Raw genomic sequence first — 20,582 nt, forward strand, 5'->3', positions numbered from 1 at the left:
GGTTGTCCGGGCGCGGGTAGCGCCGTCGGGCGCGGGCGCTCTCCTTCCCGAGGACGTAGCACTTCTCCCATCCCTGTCCGGTCGCAACCCCCCTGGGGCGGTCCGGACCAGGAGATGTACGTCCGAGAAGGAGGAAATATGGAGTCCCAGGTGCGTGGCGGGACCAGATGGAAGCGGTTCGCTGTGGTCATGGTGCCCAGCGTCGCCGCCGCAGCATGTGTGGGTGTGGGCCTGGCGCAGGGTGCCCTCGCGGCGTCCTTCAGTGTCTCCGGCCAGTCGTTCAAGGTCTCGGCGGAGCACCTGCACGGTGACGGCTTCGCCCAGTACGGCGGTATCGACACCGGTTACACGACGACCGACGGTGACAAGAAGACGGTTCACCCCGTCGCCATCTCGTCGTTCGACAAGGCGAGCATCACCAAGATGTGCCAGTCGGTCGCCACCGACATCCCGCTCATAGGCAAGACGGCCTACCTCCGTCTTGACGCCGGCCCGAGCAAGGACCGTCAGGTCGAGGCCACCAACCTCTACATCGACGTCGCCCAGCTCGACGCCGACGCCGAGTTCCGGAACATCGACATCGGCGTCGCGCTGCAGGACAAGACGCGCGGCCCCGCGGTCAAGGACAAGCAGAGCACCATGCCGGGCGGCTTCTCCCAGCAGGCGGAGACGGCCGACCTCTACGGTGTGAAGCAGACGGCCTGGGCGACCACGGCCGGCACGTTCAAGCTGAGCGGTCTGTCGATGAAGCTCGGCTTCGACAAGAACCTGGAGTGCTACTGACGGCTCCGGTCACCGGGTGACCCGGGGCGGCCGAGCCGTCCCCGGGAGGCCGGGCCGGGGGGTGGGGGAGCCGTTGCTTCCCCGCCCCGCGGGCCCCGCCCGACCCCGCGTCGGGCACCCTCACCGACTTAAAGATTCTCCGGCTCCTTGGCGACGGCCGAGCCGGTACGTACTTCCACTGGACCCAGGGAGCTGTTTTCCATGAGTGCCGAGACTCCGGTCCAGAGCGCCGGGAACTTCGCCCGGCTGCGTCTGCGATTCCGTGAATGGCGGGGCACCAGGCCGTTCTGGGCGGGCCTGTTCACCCTGCTCGGCGGGGTGCCGATCGCCTACTTCCCCTACGCCACGCTCAAGCTCGGCACCATGTCGATCGCGATGTCGACCACCGCGGGTGCCGGATCGCTGATCATCGGGGCCCTGCTGATCACACTGGGTCTGACCATGTGGTTCCAGTCGGCCACCCGGATCTTCGCCGGAGTCGCCGCGATCATCCTGGCCCTGGTGTCCCTGGTGGTCTCCAACATCGGCGGATTCCTGATCGGCTTCCTGCTCGCCATGGTCGGCGGCGCGCTCGCCCTCTCCTGGGCGCCGGGCGGCCCCGCCGCGCAGGGAGTGGCGGCCAAGGGCGCCGGTACGTCGGGTCCCGCCGCCGGTGACGGCTTCACGGGCGCGCCGGGCGCCCCCGGTGTCCCGGCCCAGCCGCAGCCGGCGCACGACACCCCCGTACCGCACACGGCCGACGGCGGCGTGGACGGCGAGCGGGCCGAGGGCCCCCACGGGGGGTCCCGTGTCGGCTGACGAGGCGCGCGGCCAGAACCCGGCGCCCACCACCTCCGCGGAGAGAACGGGGCCGCGTCACGCGGCGCCGAGGAAGCCGCTGTTCACCAGGCTCCACATGCCGGCCGGCAAGGCGATAGCCTCCGTGGCGATGCCGACGGCCGTCATCATGGGCATGGGCTTCACGTCCTCGCTCGCCATCGCCGACAGCACCGGCACCAGCCCCGCGTCCAACAGCCAGAAGGCGGCGGACTACAAGGACTGCGTGAGCGCGCTGGACGGCTCCGGGGACGCGACGCCGTCGGCGGGCGCGACGGACACGCCGTCCGCGAGCGCGACGCCGTCCGCGACGGACTCCGCGGGTTCTTCCAACTCCTCCGATTCCTCCGGTACTTCGGACTCCGCGGGCGCCAAGGGATCCTCGGACAAGGGCTCCTCGGAGCAGGGCGGTGCGGACAAGGGCGGTGCGGACAAGGCCTCTTCGTCGGATTCAGGTTCCGACGGCAAGGCCGCGGCGCAGCCGAGCGCCCCGCAGTCCTCCGCCGCCGCCGAGACGCCCGCCGCCACCCCGGCCCCGTCCAAGAGCGAGGGCGGCGGACTGCTCGGTTCCCTCGGGGACACGATCGGTGACGTCCTCTCCGGCGGCAAGAAGTCCGGCGGCACGGCGACGACTCCGGCGCCCGCCGCGTCGTCCGCCACTCCCGCTCCCGCCGCCTCGGCGTCCTCCGCCCCGGCGACGGGCGCGGACCAGGGCGACGGGGACAAGGGCGACGGCGACAAGGCCGGCACGAGCGGCGGTACCGCGACGACGAAGAAGGCGCCGCGCACCGTCCAGGACACCCCGGACAAGGACGAAGCCGCCACGGCCACGCCGTCCGCCACGCAGTCCGCCACACCGGACGCGTCCGCGAGCCCCTCCACGAGCGCGTCGGCCACGCCGGACGACTGCAAGGCGGCCACCGACCACGTGGGCGGTGTGGACAACAAGATCCAGGTGGCGGACGACCCCTGGTACCTGAGCGCCAGCACCCTGCACCTCAAGGGCGCCGACTACCAGGGCATCGTCGAGGTCCGCACGGCGAGCGGCACCACCAAGAAGGTGCTGAAGTACGTCATCTCCGGCGGCACCGACATCGGGGACCTGCACCAGACCGTCAAGGACAAGCAGTCGGGCAAGACCTACCACGTCCAGGCGGCCAGGGGTTCGCACTCCATCATCGACGGCGGCGACACCGTGATGTACACCGAGAAGATCTCCGGAAACCTTCTCGGCCTGCTCCCGGTGACCTTCACCCCCGACAGCCCGCCTCCGCTGAACATCCCCGACATCTTCTTCACCAACGCCAAGGTGACGCAGGCCGGCCAGTTCGGCGGCAACCTGCACATCCCCGGTATGCGGGTCTACACCACGGACTGACCCCTCGGACCATCCCGGGAGCCGCACGACAGTGGCCCGGTCCCCCACACCGCGTGGGGAACCGGGCCACTGTCGATCACCGGGAGCGCGCCGTCAGCCGGCGTCTCCGCCGCCCACGTGGTGCACCCGGACCATGTTGGTGGTGCCGGGGACGCCGGGGGGCGAGCCCGCGGTGATGATGACGGTGTCGCCCGCGCTGAAGCGGTTGAGGCCGGCCAGCTCCTGGTCCACCATGTCGACCATCTCGTCCGTGGTGTTCACGAACGGGACGACGTGCGACTCCACGCCCCAGCTCAGGGTCAGCTGGTTGCGGGTGCCCTCGTCGGTGGTGAAGGCGAGGATCGGCTGGGCGGCGCGGTAGCGGGACAGCCGGCGGGCGGTGTCACCGGACTTGGTGAACGCGATCAGGCCCTTGGCGCCGAGGAAGTCGGCGATCTCGGCCGCCGCACGGGCCACCGAACCACCCTGCGTACGCGGCTTCTTGCCCGGCACCAGCGGCTGGAGGCCCTTGGAGAGCAGCTCCTCCTCGGCCGCCTTGACGATCTTCGACATCGTCTTGACCGTCTCGACCGGGTACGCGCCCACGCTCGACTCGGCGGACAGCATGACCGCGTCGGCGCCGTCCAGGATCGCGTTGGCCACGTCGGAGGCCTCGGCGCGGGTCGGCCGGGAGTTGGTGATCATCGACTCCATCATCTGGGTCGCGACGATCACCGGCTTGGCGTTGCGCCGGCACAGCTCGATCAGGCGCTTCTGCACCATCGGGACCTTCTCGAGCGGGTACTCGACGGCGAGGTCACCACGGGCGACCATCACACCGTCGAACGCCATCACGACGTCCTCCATGTTCTCGACCGCCTGCGGCTTCTCCACCTTGGCGATCACCGGAACACGGCGGCCCTCCTCGTCCATCACCTTGTGGACGTCCTGCACGTCCTTGGCGTCCCGGACGAAGGACAGCGCGACCATGTCGCAGCCCATGCGGAGCGCGAAGCGCAGGTCCTCGACGTCCTTCTCGGACAGCGCGGGCACGTTCACGGCCGCGCCGGGCAGGTTGATGCCCTTGTGGTCGGAGACCACACCGCCCTCGATGACGATCGTCCGCACCCGCGGGCCCTCGACGTCGACGACCTTCAGCTCGACGTTGCCGTCGTTGATGAGGATCTGGTCGCCGCGCGAGACGTCACCCGGCAGGCCCTTGTACGTCGTGCCGCAGATCTGCTTGTCGCCCGGCACGTCCTCGGTCGTGATGACGAACTCGTCACCGCGCTCCAGCTCCACCGGACCCTCGGCGAAGGTCTCCAGGCGGATCTTCGGGCCCTGGAGGTCGGCCAGCACACCGATGGGGCGGCCGGTCTCCTTGGAGGCGGCACGGACGCGGTCGTACCGCGCCTGGTGCTCGGCGTGGGTGCCGTGGCTGAAGTTGAAGCGGGCCACATTCATGCCCGCCTCGATCATGGCGACGAGCATCTCGTGGGAGTCGACCGCGGGGCCGAGAGTACAGACGATTTTCGAACGGCGCATGAGGCGATCCTATCGGTTTGTTTCACTGCGGAATATTCCGCCCTGCGGAGATACAAATGGGCGGACATGCGCTCAGGCGTGTTACTGCGGTGTAATGCTCAGCTGTTCTTTCCGACCAGCGCATAGGTCTGCGTGGCGATCTCCAGTTCCTCGTCGGTCGGCACCACGGCGACGGCCACCCGCGCGGACGCGGGCGAGATCAGCCGGGCCCCGTCGGCCCGTACGGCGTTCAGCTCCTCGTCCACCGCCAGGCCAAGGCCCTCAAGGCCCGCGACCGCCGCGGACCGCACCGCCGCCGCGTTCTCCCCGACCCCGGCGGTGAACGCCACCGCGTCCACCTGCCCGAGTACGGCGTAATAGGCGCCGATGTACTTCTTGATGCGGTGAATGTAAATGTCGAAGGCGAGCGACGCCTCTTCGTCGCCCTCCTCGATGCGGCGGCGGATCTCCCGCATGTCATTGTCCCCGCACAGTCCGAACAGACCGCTCCTCTTGTTCAGAAGAGTGTCGATCTCGTCCATGGACATTCCGCCGACACGGGCCAAATGGAAGATGACGGCCGGGTCCAGATCACCCGAGCGCGTGCCCATGACCAGACCCTCCAGCGGCGTCAGCCCCATCGAGGTCTCCACGCACCGCCCGCGCTCCACCGCCGACGCCGAGGCGCCGTTGCCCAGGTGCAGCACGATCACGTTGACCTCGTCGGGCGCCTTGCCGAGCAGGCGCGCGGTCTCGCGGGAGACGTACGCGTGCGAGGTGCCGTGGAAGCCGTAGCGGCGGATGCGGTGCCGGTCGGCGATCTTCGGGTCGATCGCGTAGCGCGCCGCCGACTCCGGCATCGTCGTGTGGAAGGCGGTGTCGAACACGGCGACCTGGGGCAGGTCCGGGCGCAGCGCCTGGGCGGTGCGGATGCCGGTGAGGTTGGCCGGGTTGTGCAGCGGCGCGACCGGGATCAGCCGCTCGATCTCGGTGAGCACCGCGTCGTCGACGACCGTCGGCTCGGTGAAGAACATGCCGCCGTGCACCACCCGGTGGCCGATCGCGGCCAGTTCGGGCGAGTCGAGGCCGAGCCCGTCGCGGGCCAGCTCCTCGGCGACCGCCTTCAGCGCGGTCTCGTGGTCGGCGATCGGGCCGTTCTGCTCACGGCTCTCGCCGGTGGCGACCAGGGTGTGGACCAGGCGCGAGGTCTGCTCGCCGATCCGCTCGACCAGGCCCACCGCGAGCCGGCTGCTGTCCCGCATGTCCAGGAGCTGGTACTTCAGCGAGGACGAGCCGGAGTTGAGGACGAGGACACGGGTGGGGGTCACTGCTCGGGGGACCTTTCGGAGGCGGTCGGCTGCTGTGCCTGGATCGCCGTGATGGCGACGGTGTTGACGATGTCCTGCACGAGCGCGCCCCGCGACAGGTCGTTGACCGGCTTGCGCAGGCCCTGGAGGACCGGGCCGACCGCGATGGCGTTCGCGGAGCGCTGCACGGCCTTGTAGGTGTTGTTGCCGGTGTTCAGGTCCGGGAAGATCAGCACGCTGGCCTGGCCCGCGACCTCCGAGCCGGGCAGCTTGGTCGCGGCCACGGAGGCGTCCACGGCCGCGTCGTACTGGATCGGGCCCTCGATCTTCAGGTCGGGCCGCCGCGAGCGGGCCAGCTCGGTCGCCGTGCGCACCTTCTCCACGTCGGCGCCCGAACCGGAGGTGCCGGTGGAGTACGACAGCATCGCGATCCTCGGCTCCACGCCGAACTGCGCCGCCGTCGCCGCCGACTGCACGGCGATGTCCGCGAGCTGCTCGGCGTCCGGGTCGGGGTTGACCGCGCAGTCGCCGTAGACCAGCACCTTGTCGGCCAGGCACATGAAGAAGACGGACGAGACGATCGAGGTGTCCGGCTTGGTCTTGATGATCTCGAAGGCGGGGCGGATCGTCGCGGCCGTGGAGTGCACCGAGCCCGAGACCATGCCGTCGGCCAGGCCCTCCTGGACCATCAGGGTGCCGAAGTAGTTCACGTCGGTGACCACGTCGTACGCCAGCTCCACGGTGACGCCCTTGTGGGCGCGCAGGGCGGCGTACTTCTCCGCGAAGGAGTCGCGCAGCGCGGAGGTCGCCGGATCGATCAGCCGGCTCTCGCCGAGGTCGATGCCGAGGTCGGCGGCCTTCTTGCGGATCTGGTCCTCGGGGCCGAGCAGGGTGAGGTCGCACACGTCCCGGCGCAGCAGCACCTCGGCCGCGTGCAGCACCCGCTCCTCGGTGCCCTCGGGCAGGACGACCCGGCGCTTGTCGGCGCGGGCGCGCTCCAGGAGCTTGTGCTCGAACATCATCGGGGTGACCCGGTCGCCGCTCGGCGCCGAGACCCGGCTCGCCAGGCCCGCGGTGTCGGCGTACCGCTCGAACAGGCCGAGGGCCGTCTCCGCCTTGCGCGGGGTGGCGGCCGTCATGCGGCCCTCCAGGGAGAAGAGCTGCTCGGCGGTGGGGAAGCTGGTCCCGGGCACCGAGAGCACCGGGGTGCCGGGGGCGAGGCGGGCGGCGAGGGTGAGGATCTCCTCGCTGGGCACCTCGTTGATGGTGAGCAGCACACCGGCGATCGGCGGGGTGCCCGCACTGTGCGCGGCGAGCGAGCCCACGACCAGGTCGGCGCGGTCGCCCGGGGTCACGACCAGACAGCCGGGGGTCAGGGCGGCGAGGAAGTTGGGCAGCATGGCGCCGCCGAAGACGAAGTCGAGGGCGTCGCGGGACATCCCGGCGTCGTCGCCGAGCAGCACCTTGGCGCCCAGGGCGTGCGCGATCTGGGAGACGGTCGGCGCGGAGAGGGCGGGCTCGTCGGGGAGGACGTAGCAGGGCACGGGCAGCCGGTCGGCCAGGCGCTCGGCGATCTCGTCGCGGTCCTCGCGGTCGACCCGGTTGGCGACCATGGCGAGCACGTCGCAGCCGAGTCCGGCGTAGGCGCGGAAGGCGTTGCGGGTCTCGGCGAGCACGGAGCCGGTGGTCTGCTTGCGGCCGCCGACGACCGGGATCACGGAGGCGCCGAACTCGTTCGCGAGGCGCGCGTTGAGCGCCAGCTCGTCGGGGAGCTGGGTGGCGGCGAAGTCGGTGCCGAGGACGAGGACGACGTCGTAGTCGCGGGCCACCCGGTGGAAGCGGTCGACCAGGACGGAGACCAGCTCGTCGGTGCCGCGCTCGGCCTGGAGGGTGGACGCCTCCTCGTAGTCCATGCCGTAGACCGTCGCCGGGTCCTGGGTGAGGCGGTAGCGCGAGCGCAGCAGCTCGAACATCCGGTCCGGCCCGTCGTGCACCAGGGGGCGGAACACCCCGACGCGGTCGACCTGCCGCGTCAGCAGTTCCATCACTCCCAGTTCGACGACCTGGCGGCCGTCGCTCCGGTCGATCCCGGTCACGTACACGCTGCGCGTCACGCGTGCTCTCCGATCCTTGCTCGTACGGCCGCCACCTGGGGGTCTCGCCGTACGCCGGCACAAAAATCGCCCACCGAGGTGAGCACAACCCTCTTGACAATACTCTGGGCCGTCGATAAGGCGCGTGTCAGCCCCGGGGGCCGCGCGGGGTGCCCGGAGCGCCCGTGGACGGGGGCCGGGGAGGGGGCCGGACGGGGGCTGGCGGGGGGCCGGGAGGGTGGTGGTCGTCGGCCCTTCGGCGGCCGTGAAAGAATCGAAGCGGCTCACCGGTACCCACAGCGAGCAGGAGACACAGCACGATGCGCATCGGAGTTCTCACCGCAGGCGGCGACTGCCCGGGCCTGAACGCCGTGATCCGGTCCGTCGTGCACCGCGCGGTGGCGCACTACGGCGACGAGGTCATCGGCTTCGAGGACGGCTACCGAGGTCTGCTCGACGGCCACTACCGCACCCTCGACCTGGACGACGTCAGCGGCATCCTCGCCCTCGGCGGCACCATCCTCGGCTCCTCCCGCCTGGAGCGGGACCGGCTGCGCGAGGCGTGCGAGCGGGCCACCGACATGGCCGAGGAGTTCGGCATCGACGCGCTGATCCCGATCGGCGGCGAGGGCACGCTGACCGCGGCCCGGATGCTGTCGGACGCGGGCCTGCCGGTCGTCGGCGTGCCGAAGACCATCGACAACGACATCTCCGGCACCGACCGCACCTTCGGCTTCGACACCGCCGTCGGCGTGGCCACGGAGGCCATGGACCGCCTGAAGACCACGGCCGAGTCCCACCAGCGCGTGATGGTCGTCGAGGTCATGGGCCGCCACGCGGGCTGGATCGCCCTGGAGTCCGGCATGGCCGCCGGCGCCCACGCCATCTGCCTGCCCGAACGCCCCTTCGACCCGGCCGACCTGATGAAGATGGTCGAGGAGCGGTTCGCGCGCGGCAAGAAGTTCGCCGTGATCTGCGTCGCCGAGGGCGCCCACCCGCTCGACGGCACCATGGACTACGGCAAGGGCGAGATCGACCAGTTCGGCCACGAGCGCTTCCAGGGCATCGGCACCGCTCTCGCCTACGAGCTGGAGCGCCGCCTCGGCAAGGAGGCCCGCCCGGTCATCCTCGGCCACATCCAGCGCGGCGGCACCCCCACCGCCTACGACCGCGTCCTCGCCACCCGCTTCGGCTGGCACGCCGTGGAGGCCGCCCACCGAGGCGACTTCGGCGGCATGACGGCCCTGCGCGGCACCGACATCGCCCTGGTCCCGCTCGCGGAGGCGGTCACCGAGCTGAAGACGGTGCCGGTGTCGCGGATGGACGAGGCGGAGTCGGTCTTCTAGAGCGCGGTTCTCCCGCCGGCTGTCCGGTCCCCGTCCGCAAGGGCCGCGGCGCTCATCGACTCCGGTGAGTGACGGTGGCCGAGGCGGCGGGGCGGCAGCTCAGCCCGTGACGTCCACCCCGTAGCCGCGCGCCAGGCCGGCCAGGCCGTGGTCGTGGCCCTGGCCGACCGCGCGGAAGCGCCAGAGGGGTCCTCGGCGGTAGATCTCGGAACGCGGGCGGGAGGGCGGCGAGGCCGAGGACGACGGTCTGTTCGGCCGGGCCGTCGGCGAGCAGGCGTACCGTGCCACCCGGGTTCTCGGGAGCGCCGTAGAACACGAAGTCCTCGTCGAAGGTGACCTGTTCGTCCTCGTCGAGCACGAAGGCGACGACGTCCACCTCGCAGTCGGTCCTCGGCGCCCAGGTCGCGGTCACGTGCCACGGTGAGGCGGGCGGCAGGTCGGTGACGCCGCCGCGGGGGAGGACCAGCGGGACCTTCCCGGTGCCGCTGTCCGGCTCCTCCCCGGCGGGGACCGCCGTCCCGGTGAGCCAGCGCGCGTCGCGCAGGGGCAGCACCAGCTCGGCGATCCGGCCATGCGGCCACGCGGACGGCCTCAGCGCCGCCGCTCCACCCCCGGCACCCATCGGTACACCAGCTCCGGACGCCCGACCTGGCCGTACAGCGGGCTGCGGCCCGCGCGGCCCGCCGTCACCAGGTGCTCCAGATAACGGCGTGCCGTGATCCGCGAGATGCCGACCGCCTCCGCCGCGCCCGTCGCCGTCAGGCCGTCGGGGCAGTCGCGCAGGGTCTCGGTGACCCGCTCCAGCGTCGGCGCGCTCAGACCCTTCGGCAGGGCCGCCGGGGCGGGGGCGCGGAGGGCGGCGAGGGCGCGGTCCACGTCTTCCTGGCCGGCCGCCTCGCCGGCGGAGGCGTGGTACTCGGCGTAGCGCAGGAGGCGGTCGCGCAGGGTGGCGAAGGTGAAGGGCTTCAGGACGTACTGGACGACGCCGAGCGAGACGCCCTCGCGGACCACGGCCAGGTCGCGGGCCGAGGTGACCGCGATGACGTCGGCCTGATGGCCCGCCGCGCGCAGGGAGCGGGCCAGCTGGAGGCCGTGGACGTCGGGGAGGTGGAGGTCCAGGAGGATCAGGTCGACCGGGACGCGGTCCAGGAGGCGGAGGGCGTGGGCGCCGGTGGGGGCGCTGCCGACCGCCGTGAAGCCGGGGACGCGGCCTACGTAGAGGACGTGCGCGTCGGCGGCGACCGGGTCGTCCTCCACGACCAGGACCCGGATCGGCCCGCCGGTGTCCGTCATGCCCCGCCTCCCGCCGGGACCGCGCCCCGCAGCGGCAGCCGGGCCTCGAACAGCGCGCCGCCCTCCGCCGCCCGGGTCACCGTCAGGGTGCCGCCGAGCCGGGTCACCGCCTGGCGGACCAGGGCCAGCCCGAGGCCGTGCCCGCCGCCCGGCTTCGTCGACCAGCCCCGCTGGAACACCAGCCCCGCGTGCGCCGGATCGACCCCCGGCCCGGTGTCCGAGACCCGCAGCACCAGGGAGTGCGCGTCGGCGGACGCGTACGCCGTCACCGTGACCCGCGCGCCCGCGCCGCCCCGGGCCGCGTCCACCGCGTTGTCGATGAGGTTGCCGAGGACCGTCACCAGGTCCCGGGCGGTCAGGCCCGGCGGCAGCACCCCGTCGTCCAGACGGCTGTCGGGGGAGACGACCAGCTCCACGCCCCGCTCGTTGGCCTGCGCGGTCTTGCCCAGCAGCAGGGCCGCGAGCACCGGTTCGCCCACCGCCGCCACCACCCGGTCGGTGAGCGCCTGGGCCAGCTCCAGTTCGGCCGTGGCGAACTCCACCGCCTCCCCGGCCCGGTCCAGCTCGATCAGCGAGACCACGGTGTGCAGCCGGTTCGCCGCCTCGTGCGCCTGCGCGCGCAGCGCCTGACTGAAGCCCCGCTCGGAGTCCAACTCGCCCATCAGCGACTGGAGTTCGGTCACGTCCCGGAGCGTCACCACCGTGCCCCGGCGCTCCCCGCCGGACACCGGCGAGGTGTTCAGCACCAGGACGCGGGAGGCGGTCAGGTGCACCTCGTCGACGCGCGGGGACGCGGACAGCAGCGCCTCCGTCAGCGGTTCCGGGAGGCCCAGCTCCGTCACCGGGCGCCCGACCGCGTCCTCGGCAAGGCCCAGCAGCTCGCGTCCGCCGTCGTTCGCCAGCGCCACCCGCCCCTGCCCGTCCAGCATCAGCAGACCCTCGCGCACCGCGTGCAGCGCGGCCTGGTGGTAGTCGTGCATCCGGCTCAGCTCGGCCGCGTTCATGCCGTGGGTGTGGCGGCGCAGCCGGGCGTTGACGACGTACGTGCCCACCGCGCCGAGCAGCAGCGCCGCGCCCGCCACCGCGAGCAGCGCCGTCACCTGGTCCTGGACCCGCGCGCTGATCGCCTCCACCGTGATGCCCGCGCTGACCAGGCCGACGATGCGGCCGCCGTCCCGTACCGGCGTCACCGCGCGCACCGAGGGCCCGAGCGTGCCGGTGTACGTCTCGGTGAACGTACGCCCCTCCCGCGCGGGCCCGATGCGGCCCAGGAACGGCTTGCCGATCTCCCCGGTGTGCGGGTGGGTCCAGCGGATGCCGTCCGGGTTCATGATCGTGACGAAGTCGACGCCGGCGTCCCGGGTGACCTTCAGGGCGTACGGCTCCAGGTCGGCCGTGGGGTCCGGGGTGCGGATCGCCGCGCGCACCGAGGGCGCGTCCGCGACGGTCCGCGCGACCGCCCGCACCTGCCGTACGGCCGCGTCCTCGGCCTGCCGCCGGTCGCCGACGTAGGTGAAGAGCGCGTACCCCGCGACCACGACCGCTATCAGCACGGCCTGCATGGCGAACAGCTGCCCCGCGAGGCTGCGGGGCAGGGGAAGGGCGGGCGGACGCATCCCAGCAGTGTGCCCCGCGTGGGCGGCGTGAACTAAATGAACGCAAGGGTGACCGCCGTCACACGGCGGGAGATAGTACGGCGATCCCCCGCACCGCCCCGGACGTGAGCCGCACGCCGGAAGGTGCCGACGAAGACGTCAAGGAGGGCAGCCGTGGCCGCCAGCACCCCCGATACGGCACCTGCCGCACCCGCCGTGAAGCGGGACCGCACCCACTATCTCTACATCGCCGTCATCGTGGCGGTCGCCCTCGGCATCGCCGTGGGCCTCATCTGGCCCGATGCCGGGGTCGAGCTGAAGCCGCTGGGCACCGGCTTCGTGAACCTCATCAAGATGATGATCTCGCCCATCATCTTCTGCACGATCGTGCTCGGCATCGGCTCGGTGCGCAAGGCCGCCAAGGTCGGCGCGGTCGGCGGCATCGCGCTCGGCTACTTCACCGTGATGTCCCTGGTGGCGCTCGCCATCGGCCTCGTCGTCGGCAACGTCCTGCACCCCGGCGAGGGCCTGCATCTGACCGACGCCCTCCGCCAGAGCGGGCACGCCCAGGTCTCCAGCGACGCGCTGCCGCCCGTCGACTTCGTGCTGTCGATCATCCCCGTCACCTTCGTGTCCGCCTTCACCGAGGGCCAGGTCCTCCAGACGCTGCTGATCGCGCTGCTCGCCGGGTTCGCGCTCCAGGCGATGGGCGCGGCCGGGCAGCCGGTGCTGCGCGGCATCGAGCACGTCCAGCGGCTGGTCTTCCGCATCCTCGCCATGGTCATGTGGGCCGCGCCGATCGGCGCGTTCGGCGCCATCGCGGCCGTCGTCGGCTCCGCGGGACTCGACGCGCTCAAGAGCCTGGCCGTGCTGATGCTCGGGTTCTACGTCACCTGTGTGCTGTTCGTCTTCGTGGTGCTCGGCGCGCTGCTGCGGATCGTCTCCGGGCTCAACGTCTTCTCGCTGTTCAAGTACCTCGCCCGCGAGTTCCTGCTGATCCTGTCGACCTCGTCCTCGGAGTCCGCGCTGCCCCGGCTCATCGCCAAGCTGGAGCACCTCGGCGTCAGCAAGGCGGTCGTCGGCATCACCGTGCCGACCGGGTACTCCTTCAACCTCGACGGCACCATGATCTACATGACCATGGCGTCCCTGTACATCGCGGACGCGCTGGGCACCCCGATGTCGATCGGCGAGCAGATCCCGCTGCTGCTCTTCCTGCTGCTCGCCTCCAAGGGCGCGGCGGGCGTCAGCGGCGCCGGTCTGGCCACGCTGGCCGGCGGACTCCAGTCGCACAAGCCCGCGCTGGTGGACGGCATCGGTCTGGTCGTCGGCATCGACCGCTTCATGAGCGAGGCGCGGGCGCTGACCAACTTCGCGGGCAACTCCGTCGCGACGGTGCTCATCGGCACCTGGACGAAGGAGATCGACGCGGAGCGGGTGAAGCGGGTGCTCTCCGGTGAACTGCCCTTCGACGAGACGACGTTGCTCGACGACGGCGATGACGCTTCGCGGGAGCCGCAGGAGCGTGAGGGCGGGGAGAAGGAGCTGGCCTCCGCGTGAGGGCCGGTTCGCCAACTCCCTGAACGGGCAGGCTCGTTGACCAAGTCCGTTACCCGGCCCGCCCGTTCGTGAACTCCGGACGCCCGGCCCCGCCTGAACCGGGGCCGGGCGTCCGGCTGTCGAGACACCGGGGCCGGGCGTCCGGCCGTCAAGGCGCCGGGGCTACGCCTCGCCCCGCGCCCGTTCGACCAGTTCCGCCGCCCGCTCCGCCGGCACCCCCGCCGCCGTCAGCATCGTCACCGCCGCCGCGCTCCCCGCCTCCTCGGCCGGGAGCGCGCCCACGTTCACGGCCTCCATCACGGCGAACAGCATCTGCTCGTGGACGAGCGCGAGTGCCGGGGCGGGTAGAGGTGAGGTGAACGTGCCGTCGTCCAGGCCCTGTTGGAGCAGCCGCGTCTTCTCCGCGCGCAGCGGGCCGAGCCGGTCGCGGATGCCCTGCACGGTGACCGTGCGCTGGGCGAGGGCCACCAGCAGCCGGTAGCGGTCGGCGATCTCCCAGACCGTGAGCACCGAACGGGCCACCGCCTCCGCCGGGTCCGGCACATCCGTACGGGCGCACGCGTCGGTCTCCGTCAGCACCTGCACCGCCTCGTCCACGAGCGTGCCGATCAGCGCCTCGCGGCTCGGGAAGTGCCCGTACACCGTGCGCCGTACGACACCCGCCGCGCGCGCGATCTGGTCCATCGAGGCCTCGGGGTCGCGCAGCAGTTCGGCGAGCGCGACATCGAGGATGCGGCGCCGGTTGGTGTCGGCGCGGCTGGGGTTACCCGTGGTCATGGCAGTCATTGTGCACATCCTCTCGACTTGCACAGCGCTGTGCAACGACGTACATTGCACATCGTTGTGCAATTGCACGCCCCTGTGCAAATCCATTTCGCGCAGGTTGTCCCGTCGCGCACGCTGTTGAGGAAGGCCACCCCTGCCATGCGACTCGTCATGAACGAACCGGTCGACGGAATGGAGCGCCCGTACGCCCGGCGCTGGTGGGCACTGCTCGTGCTGTGCCTCAGCCTGCTGATCATCGTGATGGCGAACACCGCCCTCACGGTCGCCGCCCCCGACATGACCCGTGACCTGGGCCTGTCCAGCGCCGACCTCCAGTGGGTCATCGACGGCTACACCGTCCCGTACGCCGCGCTGATGCTGCTGCTCGGCGCGATCGGCGACAAGTACAGCCGCCGCGGGGCGCTGATCCTCGGCCTCACCGTCTTCGGCGGGGGCGCGGTCTTCGGCTACTTCGCCGACAGCTCCACCACCGTCATCGCGGCGCGTGCCGTGATGGGCTTCGGCGCCGCGCTGATCATGCCGGCGACCCTCTCGCTGCTCGCGGCGACCTTCCCGCGCGCCGAGCGCGCCAAGGCCATCACCCTGTGGACCGCCACGGCGGGCCTCGCCATCGCCGCCGGACCGGTCGTCGCGGGCGCGCTGCTGCGCGACCACGGCTGGTCCTCCACCTTCCTGATCAACGTGCCGATCGCGGCCGTCGCGATCGTCGCCGCCCTGGTCCTCGTCCCGCCGTCCAAGTCGGGCCACCGCGAGCGGATCGACTACGTCGGCGGACTGCTGTCCGTGATCTGGGTCGGCGCGCTCGTCTACATGATCATCGAGGGCCCGCACTTCGGCTGGGGCACCAAGGCCGTCACCGCCGCGGTCGTCGCCGGGCTCGGCCTGATCGCCTTCGCCGGCTGGGAGCTGCGGCACCCGCGCCCGGTCCTCGACGTACGCCGCTTCGCCGACCGCCGCTTCGCGGGCTCCAACCTCGCCGTCGCCCTCTTCTTCCTGGCCGTCTTCGGCGCCTTCTACTACCTGACCCAGCACCTGCAGTTCGTGCTCGGCTACAACGCCCTGGAGACCGGCGTCCGCATGCTGCCGCTGGCCGGCGCGGTCTTCGTCGGCTCGGCGCTGACCGGCTGGCTCACCCCGCGCGTCGGCATGCGCTGGACGGTCGGCGCGGGCATGCTCGGCGGCACGGTGGCGCTCGCGCTGCTGACCCGGGTGGACGCGGGTTCGACGTACGGCGACTTCGTGGCGCCCCTCGTCGTCCTGGGCCTCGCCATCGGCCTCGCGCTCTCGCCCTGCACCGACGCGATCATGGGCTCCTTCCCGGAGTCCGAGCTGGGCGTGGGCGGCGCGGTCAACGACACCTCGCTGGAGCTGGGCGGCTCGCTCGGCATCGCGATCCTCGGCTCGCTCCTCGCGACGTCCTACGGCGACCACCTGACCTCGGCGACTCGCGGGTCCGGTCTCCCGGCGAGCGCGCTGGACACCGCGCGGGACTCGGTCGGCGCGGGCTACGCCGTCGCGCAGGGCATCGGTGACAAGGCGCACGCCCTGGCCGCGAAGGCGGCGGCCGCGACCGACCCGCAGCAGGCGGCCCAGCTCAAGGCCCAGGCCGGCCAGCTGGCCTCCGGCGCGCACCGGATGGCCGAGGCGGTCGGCGCGTCGTTCTCCGACGCGGTGGCGCACACCAGCCTGATCGGGGCGGTGATCCTGGCGGTGGGCACGGTGGTGGTGACGGTGCTGCTGCCGGGGCGGGGGAAGGCGGGGGTGGCTGAGACGGCTGGGGTTGGCGAGGCCATTGAGGTCAACGGGGGTGCCGAGGCCGGCGAGCCCGCCGGGGGTGCTGAGATTGGCGAGTCCGCCGAGGCTGCCGGCGAGGTGAAGGAGACGGCGGCGGCGGAGTCGAAGCCGGCATCGGAATCGGAATCGGCACCCGCACCCGAATCGGCCCCGGAACCCGCCATGGAACCGGCCGAAACCGCGGCCAAGTGACCGCCCCGACCGACTGACGCACCACGATCCACTAACGTGCCGTGCCGGAACCGCGTATCCGCGGGACCGGCACGGCACGGCACGTCATACGGAGGCACGGGGGATGAAGATCGACTGGAACCGGCGGACCTGCGCGCGCAAGGGCCATGTGACCTACGCGCCGGACGACCCCAGGCTCCGTATACGCCTGCACGCCCGCACCGAACTGGGCGAGATCTGGCGCTGCCTGCGCTGCGGCGACTTCACCCCGGGCGAGCCGCACGGCTCGGGCCCGGCGTCCGAGGCCCCGCTCGTCCCGCGCGGGAAGGTGCTGCGGGACCTGTTCGTCCTGCGCTTCCTCGCGGTGGAACGGGCCCTGCGCGGCGTGTTCATCGTGCTCGTCGCGGTCGCGGTGTGGAAGTTCAGCAACAGCCAGGACGCGGTGCGCCGCCTGTTCGACGAGTACCTCGACGTCTTCCGCCCCGTCTTCCGCCACTTCCACTACGACCTCGACCACTCCCCGGTCATCGGCTCGATCCAGAAGGCGTTCGGCTACCACCACTCCACCCTCCTGGTGGTGGCGGGCGTGCTCCTCGCCTACGCCCTGATCGAACTCATCGAAGCGGTCGGCCTCTGGTACGCCAAACGCTGGGCGGAGTACCTGACCGTCGTCGCCACGGCCGCCTTCCTCCCCCTGGAGATCTACGAACTCACCGAACACATCAGCTGGGTCAAGATCGCCACCCTCACCCTCAACATCCTCGCCGTCCTCTACATCCTCCTGACCAAGCGGCTGTTCGGCCTCCGCGGCGGCCGGAAGAAGTTCGACGAGGAACGCCGGAGCGCTTCGCTGCTGGAGGTGGAGGAGTCGGCGGGGGTGGCCGCGCGGCCGTGAACACCCCTTGCCCTGACCCCCACGTCAACCCCTACCGTCCCTGACATGCGAATCGGCGAGCTGGCCGCGCGGGCCGGTACGAGTACCCGGGCTCTGCGGTACTACGAGGCGCGGGGGCTGTTGCCCGCGCGGCGGGACGCGCTCGGGTACCGGGAGTACGACGAGGGGGATCTGCGGGTGTTGCGGCAGATCCGGACGCTCAGGGACTTCGGGTTCGAGCTGGAGGAGACGCGGCCGTTCGTGGAGTGTCTGCGGGCGGGGCATCCCGAGGGGGACTCGTGTCCGGCGTCGCTCGTGGTCTACCGGCGCAAGCTGGGCGAGCTGGACGAGTTGATCGGGCAGCTGGCGGCGGTGCGGGAGTCGGTCGCGGGGCAGTTGCGGCGGGCCGAGGAGGCGCGGGCGGAGCTGGCCGCCGAGTCGCTGGTTCCGGGGGGTCCGGGACCTTCGTGTGAGCTGGGAGGGCCGCGATGAGCGTGGCGAGCGGACTGGTCGAGGTGACGGACGCGGATTTCGCGGCGGAGGTGGTCGGCTCCGACCTGCCGGTGCTGGTGGAATTCACGGCCGACTGGTGCGGGCCGTGCCGGCAGATGGCGCCGGTGCTGAAGGACATCGCGTTCAGCGAGGGCGACCGGCTGAAGGTCGTCCAGGTGGATGTGGACCGCAATCCGGCGACGGCCCTCGCGCACGGGGTGCTCTCCGCGCCGACGCTGGTCGTCTACCGCGACGGTGAGCCGGTGAAGTCGATGGTGGGGGCGCGCTCCAGGCGGCGGCTGCTGGAGGAGCTGGCCGACGTGCTGTGAGCCCCCGGCGGACGCCCCGCAGCCGCGCGGTCCCGCCGGCATAAGGAAATCCCCCGAGCAATTGCGCTCGGGGGATTTCCTTATGTATATTTGTTGATTCGCGACTTCCATAAGGATGATCGCGGAGAAGTTCAGTGAGCACAGTATATCCGGGCGGGAGCGGAATTGTCAAACACCGAATTTCCGGACGATGAATTGCGGCACGAGCAGGAATTCATCGACGGACTGTACGCACGCGTGGACATGCTGCGCGGCGAGGCCGAGACCTCGGTCAAGGACGCCCTCGCGCAGGGCGACAAGCCCCAGCAGGCGCGGCTGGAGCGGGACATCCTGGTCGCCGAGCGCTCCGGGCTGCTCGCCGCGCTCAACGCCGTCGACGGCTCCCTCTGCTTCGGCCGGATCGACCTGTCCGACGGCACCACGCACCACATCGGCCGCATCGGACTGCGCGAGGAGGACGCCGAGCGCACCCCGGTCCTCATCGACTGGCGCGCCGACGTCGCCCGCCCCTTCTACCTCGCCACCGGCCACACCCCGATGGGCCTGCGCCGCCGCCGGCACATCACCACCGAGGGCCGCGCGGTCACCTCGCTGCACGACGAGATCCTCGACCTCGGCGACCGGGAACGCACCGGACACGAGGACCCCACCGGCGACGCCGTCCTGCTCGCCGCGCTGAACTCGGCCCGCACCGGACGCATGGGCGACATCGTGCGCACCATCCAGGCCGAGCAGGACGAGATCATCCGGGCCCCGCACCGGGGCGTGCTCGTGGTCGAGGGCGGCCCCGGCACCGGCAAGACCGCGGTCGCGCTGCACCGCGCCGCCTACCTCCTCTACGAGCACCGCGAGCTGCTGGCCCGCCGCGCCGTACTGATCGTCGGCCCCAACCCGGCCTTCCTCGGCTACATCGGCGAGGTGCTGCCCTCGCTCGGCGAGACCGGGGTGCTGCTCGCCACCGTCGGCGAGCTGTTCCCCGGGGTCAAGGCCACCGCCACGGACACCCCCGAGGCGGCCGCGGTGAAGGGTGCCGCGGAGATGGCCGACGTGGTCGCCGCCCTCGTACGCGACCGGCAGGCACTGCCCGACCCGGTGATCGCCGTCGAGCACGACCGCGAGGTCCTGATGCTCGACCAGGGCCTCGTAGGCGTCGCCCGCGAACGCACCCGCGCGACCGGGCTGCCGCACAACGTGGCCCGCGAGCACTTCGAGGGGCACATCCTCAACGCGCTCACCGAGCTGTACGCCGAGCGCGTGGGCACCGACCCCTACGACGGCACCAGCCTGCTGGACCCCTCGGACGTCACGCAGATCCGCGACGAACTCGCGGAGAACCCCGAAGTCTGGGCGGCCATCGACCAGTTGTGGCCCCGCGTCACCCCGCGCCGGCTGATCGCGGACTTCCTCGCCGAACCCGACGGATACCTCCCCGAGGCCGACGCCGACGCGGTCCGCCGCCCGGAGACCCGCGCCTGGACCGTCGCGGACGTGCCGCTGCTCGACGAGGCCGCCGAACTCCTCGGCGAGGACGACCGGATGGCCCGCGCCCGCGCGGAACGCGAGCGGGAGAACCAGATTGCCTTCGCGCAGGGCGTGCTCGACGTGTCGTACGCCTCGCGCACCTACGAGTTCGACGACAAGGAGGAGAGGGACGCCGACGCCTCCGAGGTGCTCTCGGCGCACGACATCATCGACGCCGAGCGCTTCGCCGAGCGCCACGAGGAGACCGACCACCGCAGCGCCGCCGAGCGCGCGGCCGCCGACCGCACCTGGGCGTTCGGGCACATCATCGTGGACGAGGCGCAGGAACTCTCCCCGATGGCCTGGCGGTTGCTGATGCGGCGCAGCCCGACCCGCTCCATGACCCTGGTCGGCGACCCCGCGCAGACCGCCGAGGCGGCGGGCGTCGGCTCCTGGTCCGAGATCCTCGCGCCCTACGTCGAGGACCGCTGGGAACACACCCGCCTCGGCGTCAACTACCGCACCCCGTCCGAGATCATGGACCTGGCCGCGGGCGTGGTCCGCGCCACCGACCCGGACTTCGAGCCGCCGGCCTCCGTCCGCTCGACCGGCGTACGGCCCTGGGTGCGCGAGGCGGGCGACGACCTCCCCGGCGCCGTCGCCGAGGCGGCCGCCGAACTCACCCCGGACGAGGGCCGCTTGGCGATCATCGCCCCGCGCGCCCTCCACCCGGCCCTCGCCGCCCGCCTCGACGGCGTCACCGCCGGAGCCGAACCCGACCTGACCCGGCGCGTGGTCCTCCTCGACCCCCGCCAGGCCAAGGGCCTCGAATTCGACTCCGTCCTGGTGGTGGAACCCGGCGACTACGGCACGAGCGACCTCTACGTCGCCCTCACCCGCGCCACCCAGCGCCTGGGCGTCCTGCACAGCGAGAAACTCCCGGCGGGCCTGGTGAGCGCCTGACACACGAGGGGCCCCTGTCCCACCGCCTCCACGGCCGG

Annotated in this window: 16 protein-coding genes and 1 pseudogene; 10 read left to right on the forward strand and 7 right to left on the reverse strand. The window is 71.9% G+C overall.

Going from position 1 to position 20,582, the window contains the following annotated elements:
- Positions 1-138: 138 nt before the first annotated feature.
- The 3 genes from AB0898_RS04660 (at position 139) to AB0898_RS04670 (ending at position 2,977) form a co-directional block, all read left to right on the forward strand.
- The gene (locus AB0898_RS04660) at positions 139-783 is read left to right on the forward strand and encodes a DUF6230 family protein (RefSeq protein ID WP_366801332.1); all 645 of its coding nucleotides are present in this window, start codon (positions 139-141) and stop codon (positions 781-783) included.
- 201 nt (positions 784-984) lie between these two features.
- Positions 985-1,581 carry a DUF6114 domain-containing protein gene (locus AB0898_RS04665; protein WP_366801333.1) on the forward strand — a complete coding sequence of 199 codons (597 nt, stop codon included), beginning with the start codon at positions 985-987 and terminating at the stop codon, positions 1,579-1,581.
- Positions 1,571-2,977 carry a hypothetical protein gene (locus tag AB0898_RS04670; RefSeq protein ID WP_407078287.1) on the forward strand — a complete coding sequence of 469 codons (1,407 nt, stop codon included), beginning with the start codon at positions 1,571-1,573 and terminating at the stop codon, positions 2,975-2,977. The genes AB0898_RS04665 and AB0898_RS04670 overlap by 11 nt, the downstream gene beginning before the upstream one ends.
- Positions 2,978-3,070: 93 nt before the next feature.
- Here AB0898_RS04670 and pyk read toward each other — a convergent pair whose 3' ends face one another.
- The 3 genes from pyk to pta form a co-directional block, all read right to left on the reverse strand.
- Complete coding sequence (gene pyk, locus AB0898_RS04675; RefSeq protein WP_366801334.1) at positions 3,071-4,501, reverse strand: pyruvate kinase; 1,431 nt, start codon at positions 4,499-4,501, stop codon at positions 3,071-3,073.
- 98 nt (positions 4,502-4,599) lie between these two features.
- Positions 4,600-5,808 carry an acetate kinase gene (locus AB0898_RS04680; protein ID WP_366801335.1) on the reverse strand — a complete coding sequence of 403 codons (1,209 nt, stop codon included), beginning with the start codon at positions 5,806-5,808 and terminating at the stop codon, positions 4,600-4,602.
- Complete coding sequence (gene pta / locus AB0898_RS04685; protein WP_366801336.1) at positions 5,805-7,901, reverse strand: phosphate acetyltransferase; 2,097 nt, start codon at positions 7,899-7,901, stop codon at positions 5,805-5,807. The genes AB0898_RS04680 and pta overlap by 4 nt, the downstream gene beginning before the upstream one ends.
- A gap of 299 nt (positions 7,902-8,200) precedes the next feature.
- Between pta and AB0898_RS04690 the strand changes: the two genes are divergently transcribed.
- Entirely contained in the window at positions 8,201-9,226 is a 1,026-nt protein-coding gene (locus AB0898_RS04690; protein ID WP_018544567.1) for an ATP-dependent 6-phosphofructokinase, read from the forward strand.
- 99 nt (positions 9,227-9,325) lie between these two features.
- Here AB0898_RS04690 and AB0898_RS04695 read toward each other — a convergent pair.
- The 3 genes and pseudogenes from AB0898_RS04695 to AB0898_RS04705 form a co-directional block, all read right to left on the reverse strand.
- Positions 9,326-9,794: pseudogene (locus AB0898_RS04695) on the reverse strand (TerD family protein); the annotation flags it as partial.
- 23 nt (positions 9,795-9,817) lie between these two features.
- Positions 9,818-10,519: a response regulator gene (locus AB0898_RS04700; protein ID WP_366801337.1), complete on the reverse strand. Its 702-nt coding sequence runs from the start codon at positions 10,517-10,519 to the stop codon at positions 9,818-9,820.
- Positions 10,516-12,135 carry a sensor histidine kinase gene (locus tag AB0898_RS04705; RefSeq protein ID WP_366801338.1) on the reverse strand — a complete coding sequence of 540 codons (1,620 nt, stop codon included), beginning with the start codon at positions 12,133-12,135 and terminating at the stop codon, positions 10,516-10,518. Before AB0898_RS04705 ends, AB0898_RS04700 begins: the two co-directional genes overlap by 4 nt.
- 153 nt (positions 12,136-12,288) lie before the next feature.
- Between AB0898_RS04705 and AB0898_RS04710 the strand changes: the two genes are divergently transcribed.
- Complete coding sequence (locus AB0898_RS04710) at positions 12,289-13,674, forward strand: cation:dicarboxylate symporter family transporter (RefSeq protein ID WP_366801339.1); 1,386 nt, start codon at positions 12,289-12,291, stop codon at positions 13,672-13,674.
- A gap of 162 nt (positions 13,675-13,836) precedes the next feature.
- On the opposite strand, the gene AB0898_RS04715 is transcribed toward AB0898_RS04710, so the two are convergent.
- Complete coding sequence (locus AB0898_RS04715; RefSeq protein ID WP_366801340.1) at positions 13,837-14,451, reverse strand: TetR/AcrR family transcriptional regulator; 615 nt, start codon at positions 14,449-14,451, stop codon at positions 13,837-13,839.
- Positions 14,452-14,598: 147 nt separating this feature from the next.
- On the opposite strand from AB0898_RS04715, the gene AB0898_RS04720 reads away from it, so the two are divergent.
- The 5 genes from AB0898_RS04720 to AB0898_RS04740 all read left to right on the forward strand — a co-directional run bounded on the left by AB0898_RS04720 (position 14,599) and on the right by AB0898_RS04740 (position 20,544).
- The gene (locus AB0898_RS04720; protein ID WP_366801341.1) at positions 14,599-16,446 is read left to right on the forward strand and encodes an MFS transporter; all 1,848 of its coding nucleotides are present in this window, start codon (positions 14,599-14,601) and stop codon (positions 16,444-16,446) included.
- A gap of 103 nt (positions 16,447-16,549) precedes the next feature.
- Positions 16,550-17,320 (forward strand): DUF2127 domain-containing protein, encoded by a 771-nt coding sequence (locus tag AB0898_RS04725; RefSeq protein ID WP_366801342.1) that lies wholly within the window; start codon positions 16,550-16,552, stop codon positions 17,318-17,320.
- Positions 17,321-17,365: 45 nt separating this feature from the next.
- The gene (locus tag AB0898_RS04730; protein WP_366801343.1) at positions 17,366-17,791 is read left to right on the forward strand and encodes a MerR family transcriptional regulator; all 426 of its coding nucleotides are present in this window, start codon (positions 17,366-17,368) and stop codon (positions 17,789-17,791) included.
- A complete protein-coding gene (locus AB0898_RS04735) occupies positions 17,788-18,120 on the forward strand; it encodes a thioredoxin domain-containing protein (protein WP_366801344.1) in 333 nt (110 codons plus the stop codon). Before AB0898_RS04730 ends, AB0898_RS04735 begins: the two co-directional genes overlap by 4 nt.
- A 147-nt stretch (positions 18,121-18,267) precedes the next feature.
- On the forward strand, positions 18,268-20,544 hold the full coding sequence (locus AB0898_RS04740; protein ID WP_366801385.1) for a UvrD-helicase domain-containing protein: 2,277 nt from the start codon (positions 18,268-18,270) through the stop codon (positions 20,542-20,544).
- The last annotated feature ends 38 nt before the right edge of the window (positions 20,545-20,582 follow it).

This window comes from Streptomyces sp. NPDC005435 (assembly GCF_040703155.1).
Lineage (GTDB): Bacteria > Actinomycetota > Actinomycetes > Streptomycetales > Streptomycetaceae > Streptomyces.

Excerpts from the sequence above, each read along its gene's own strand:
- AB0898_RS04730 (WP_366801343.1), top strand. The coding sequence starts at position 17,366 with ATGCGAATCGGCGAGCTGGCCGCGCGGGCCGGTACGAGTACCCGGGCT.
- AB0898_RS04700 (WP_366801337.1), bottom strand. The coding sequence starts at position 10,519 with ATGACGGACACCGGCGGGCCGATCCGGGTCCTGGTCGTGGAGGACGAC.
- AB0898_RS04715 (WP_366801340.1), bottom strand. The coding sequence starts at position 14,451 with ATGACCACGGGTAACCCCAGCCGCGCCGACACCAACCGGCGCCGCATC.
- AB0898_RS04660 (WP_366801332.1), top strand. The coding sequence starts at position 139 with ATGGAGTCCCAGGTGCGTGGCGGGACCAGATGGAAGCGGTTCGCTGTG.
- AB0898_RS04735 (WP_366801344.1), top strand. The coding sequence starts at position 17,788 with ATGAGCGTGGCGAGCGGACTGGTCGAGGTGACGGACGCGGATTTCGCG.
- AB0898_RS04720 (WP_366801341.1), top strand. The coding sequence starts at position 14,599 with ATGCGACTCGTCATGAACGAACCGGTCGACGGAATGGAGCGCCCGTAC.
- AB0898_RS04690 (WP_018544567.1), top strand. The coding sequence starts at position 8,201 with ATGCGCATCGGAGTTCTCACCGCAGGCGGCGACTGCCCGGGCCTGAAC.
- AB0898_RS04705 (WP_366801338.1), bottom strand. The coding sequence starts at position 12,135 with ATGCGTCCGCCCGCCCTTCCCCTGCCCCGCAGCCTCGCGGGGCAGCTG.
- pyk (WP_366801334.1), bottom strand. The coding sequence starts at position 4,501 with ATGCGCCGTTCGAAAATCGTCTGTACTCTCGGCCCCGCGGTCGACTCC.
- AB0898_RS04725 (WP_366801342.1), top strand. The coding sequence starts at position 16,550 with ATGAAGATCGACTGGAACCGGCGGACCTGCGCGCGCAAGGGCCATGTG.
- AB0898_RS04665 (WP_366801333.1), top strand. The coding sequence starts at position 985 with ATGAGTGCCGAGACTCCGGTCCAGAGCGCCGGGAACTTCGCCCGGCTG.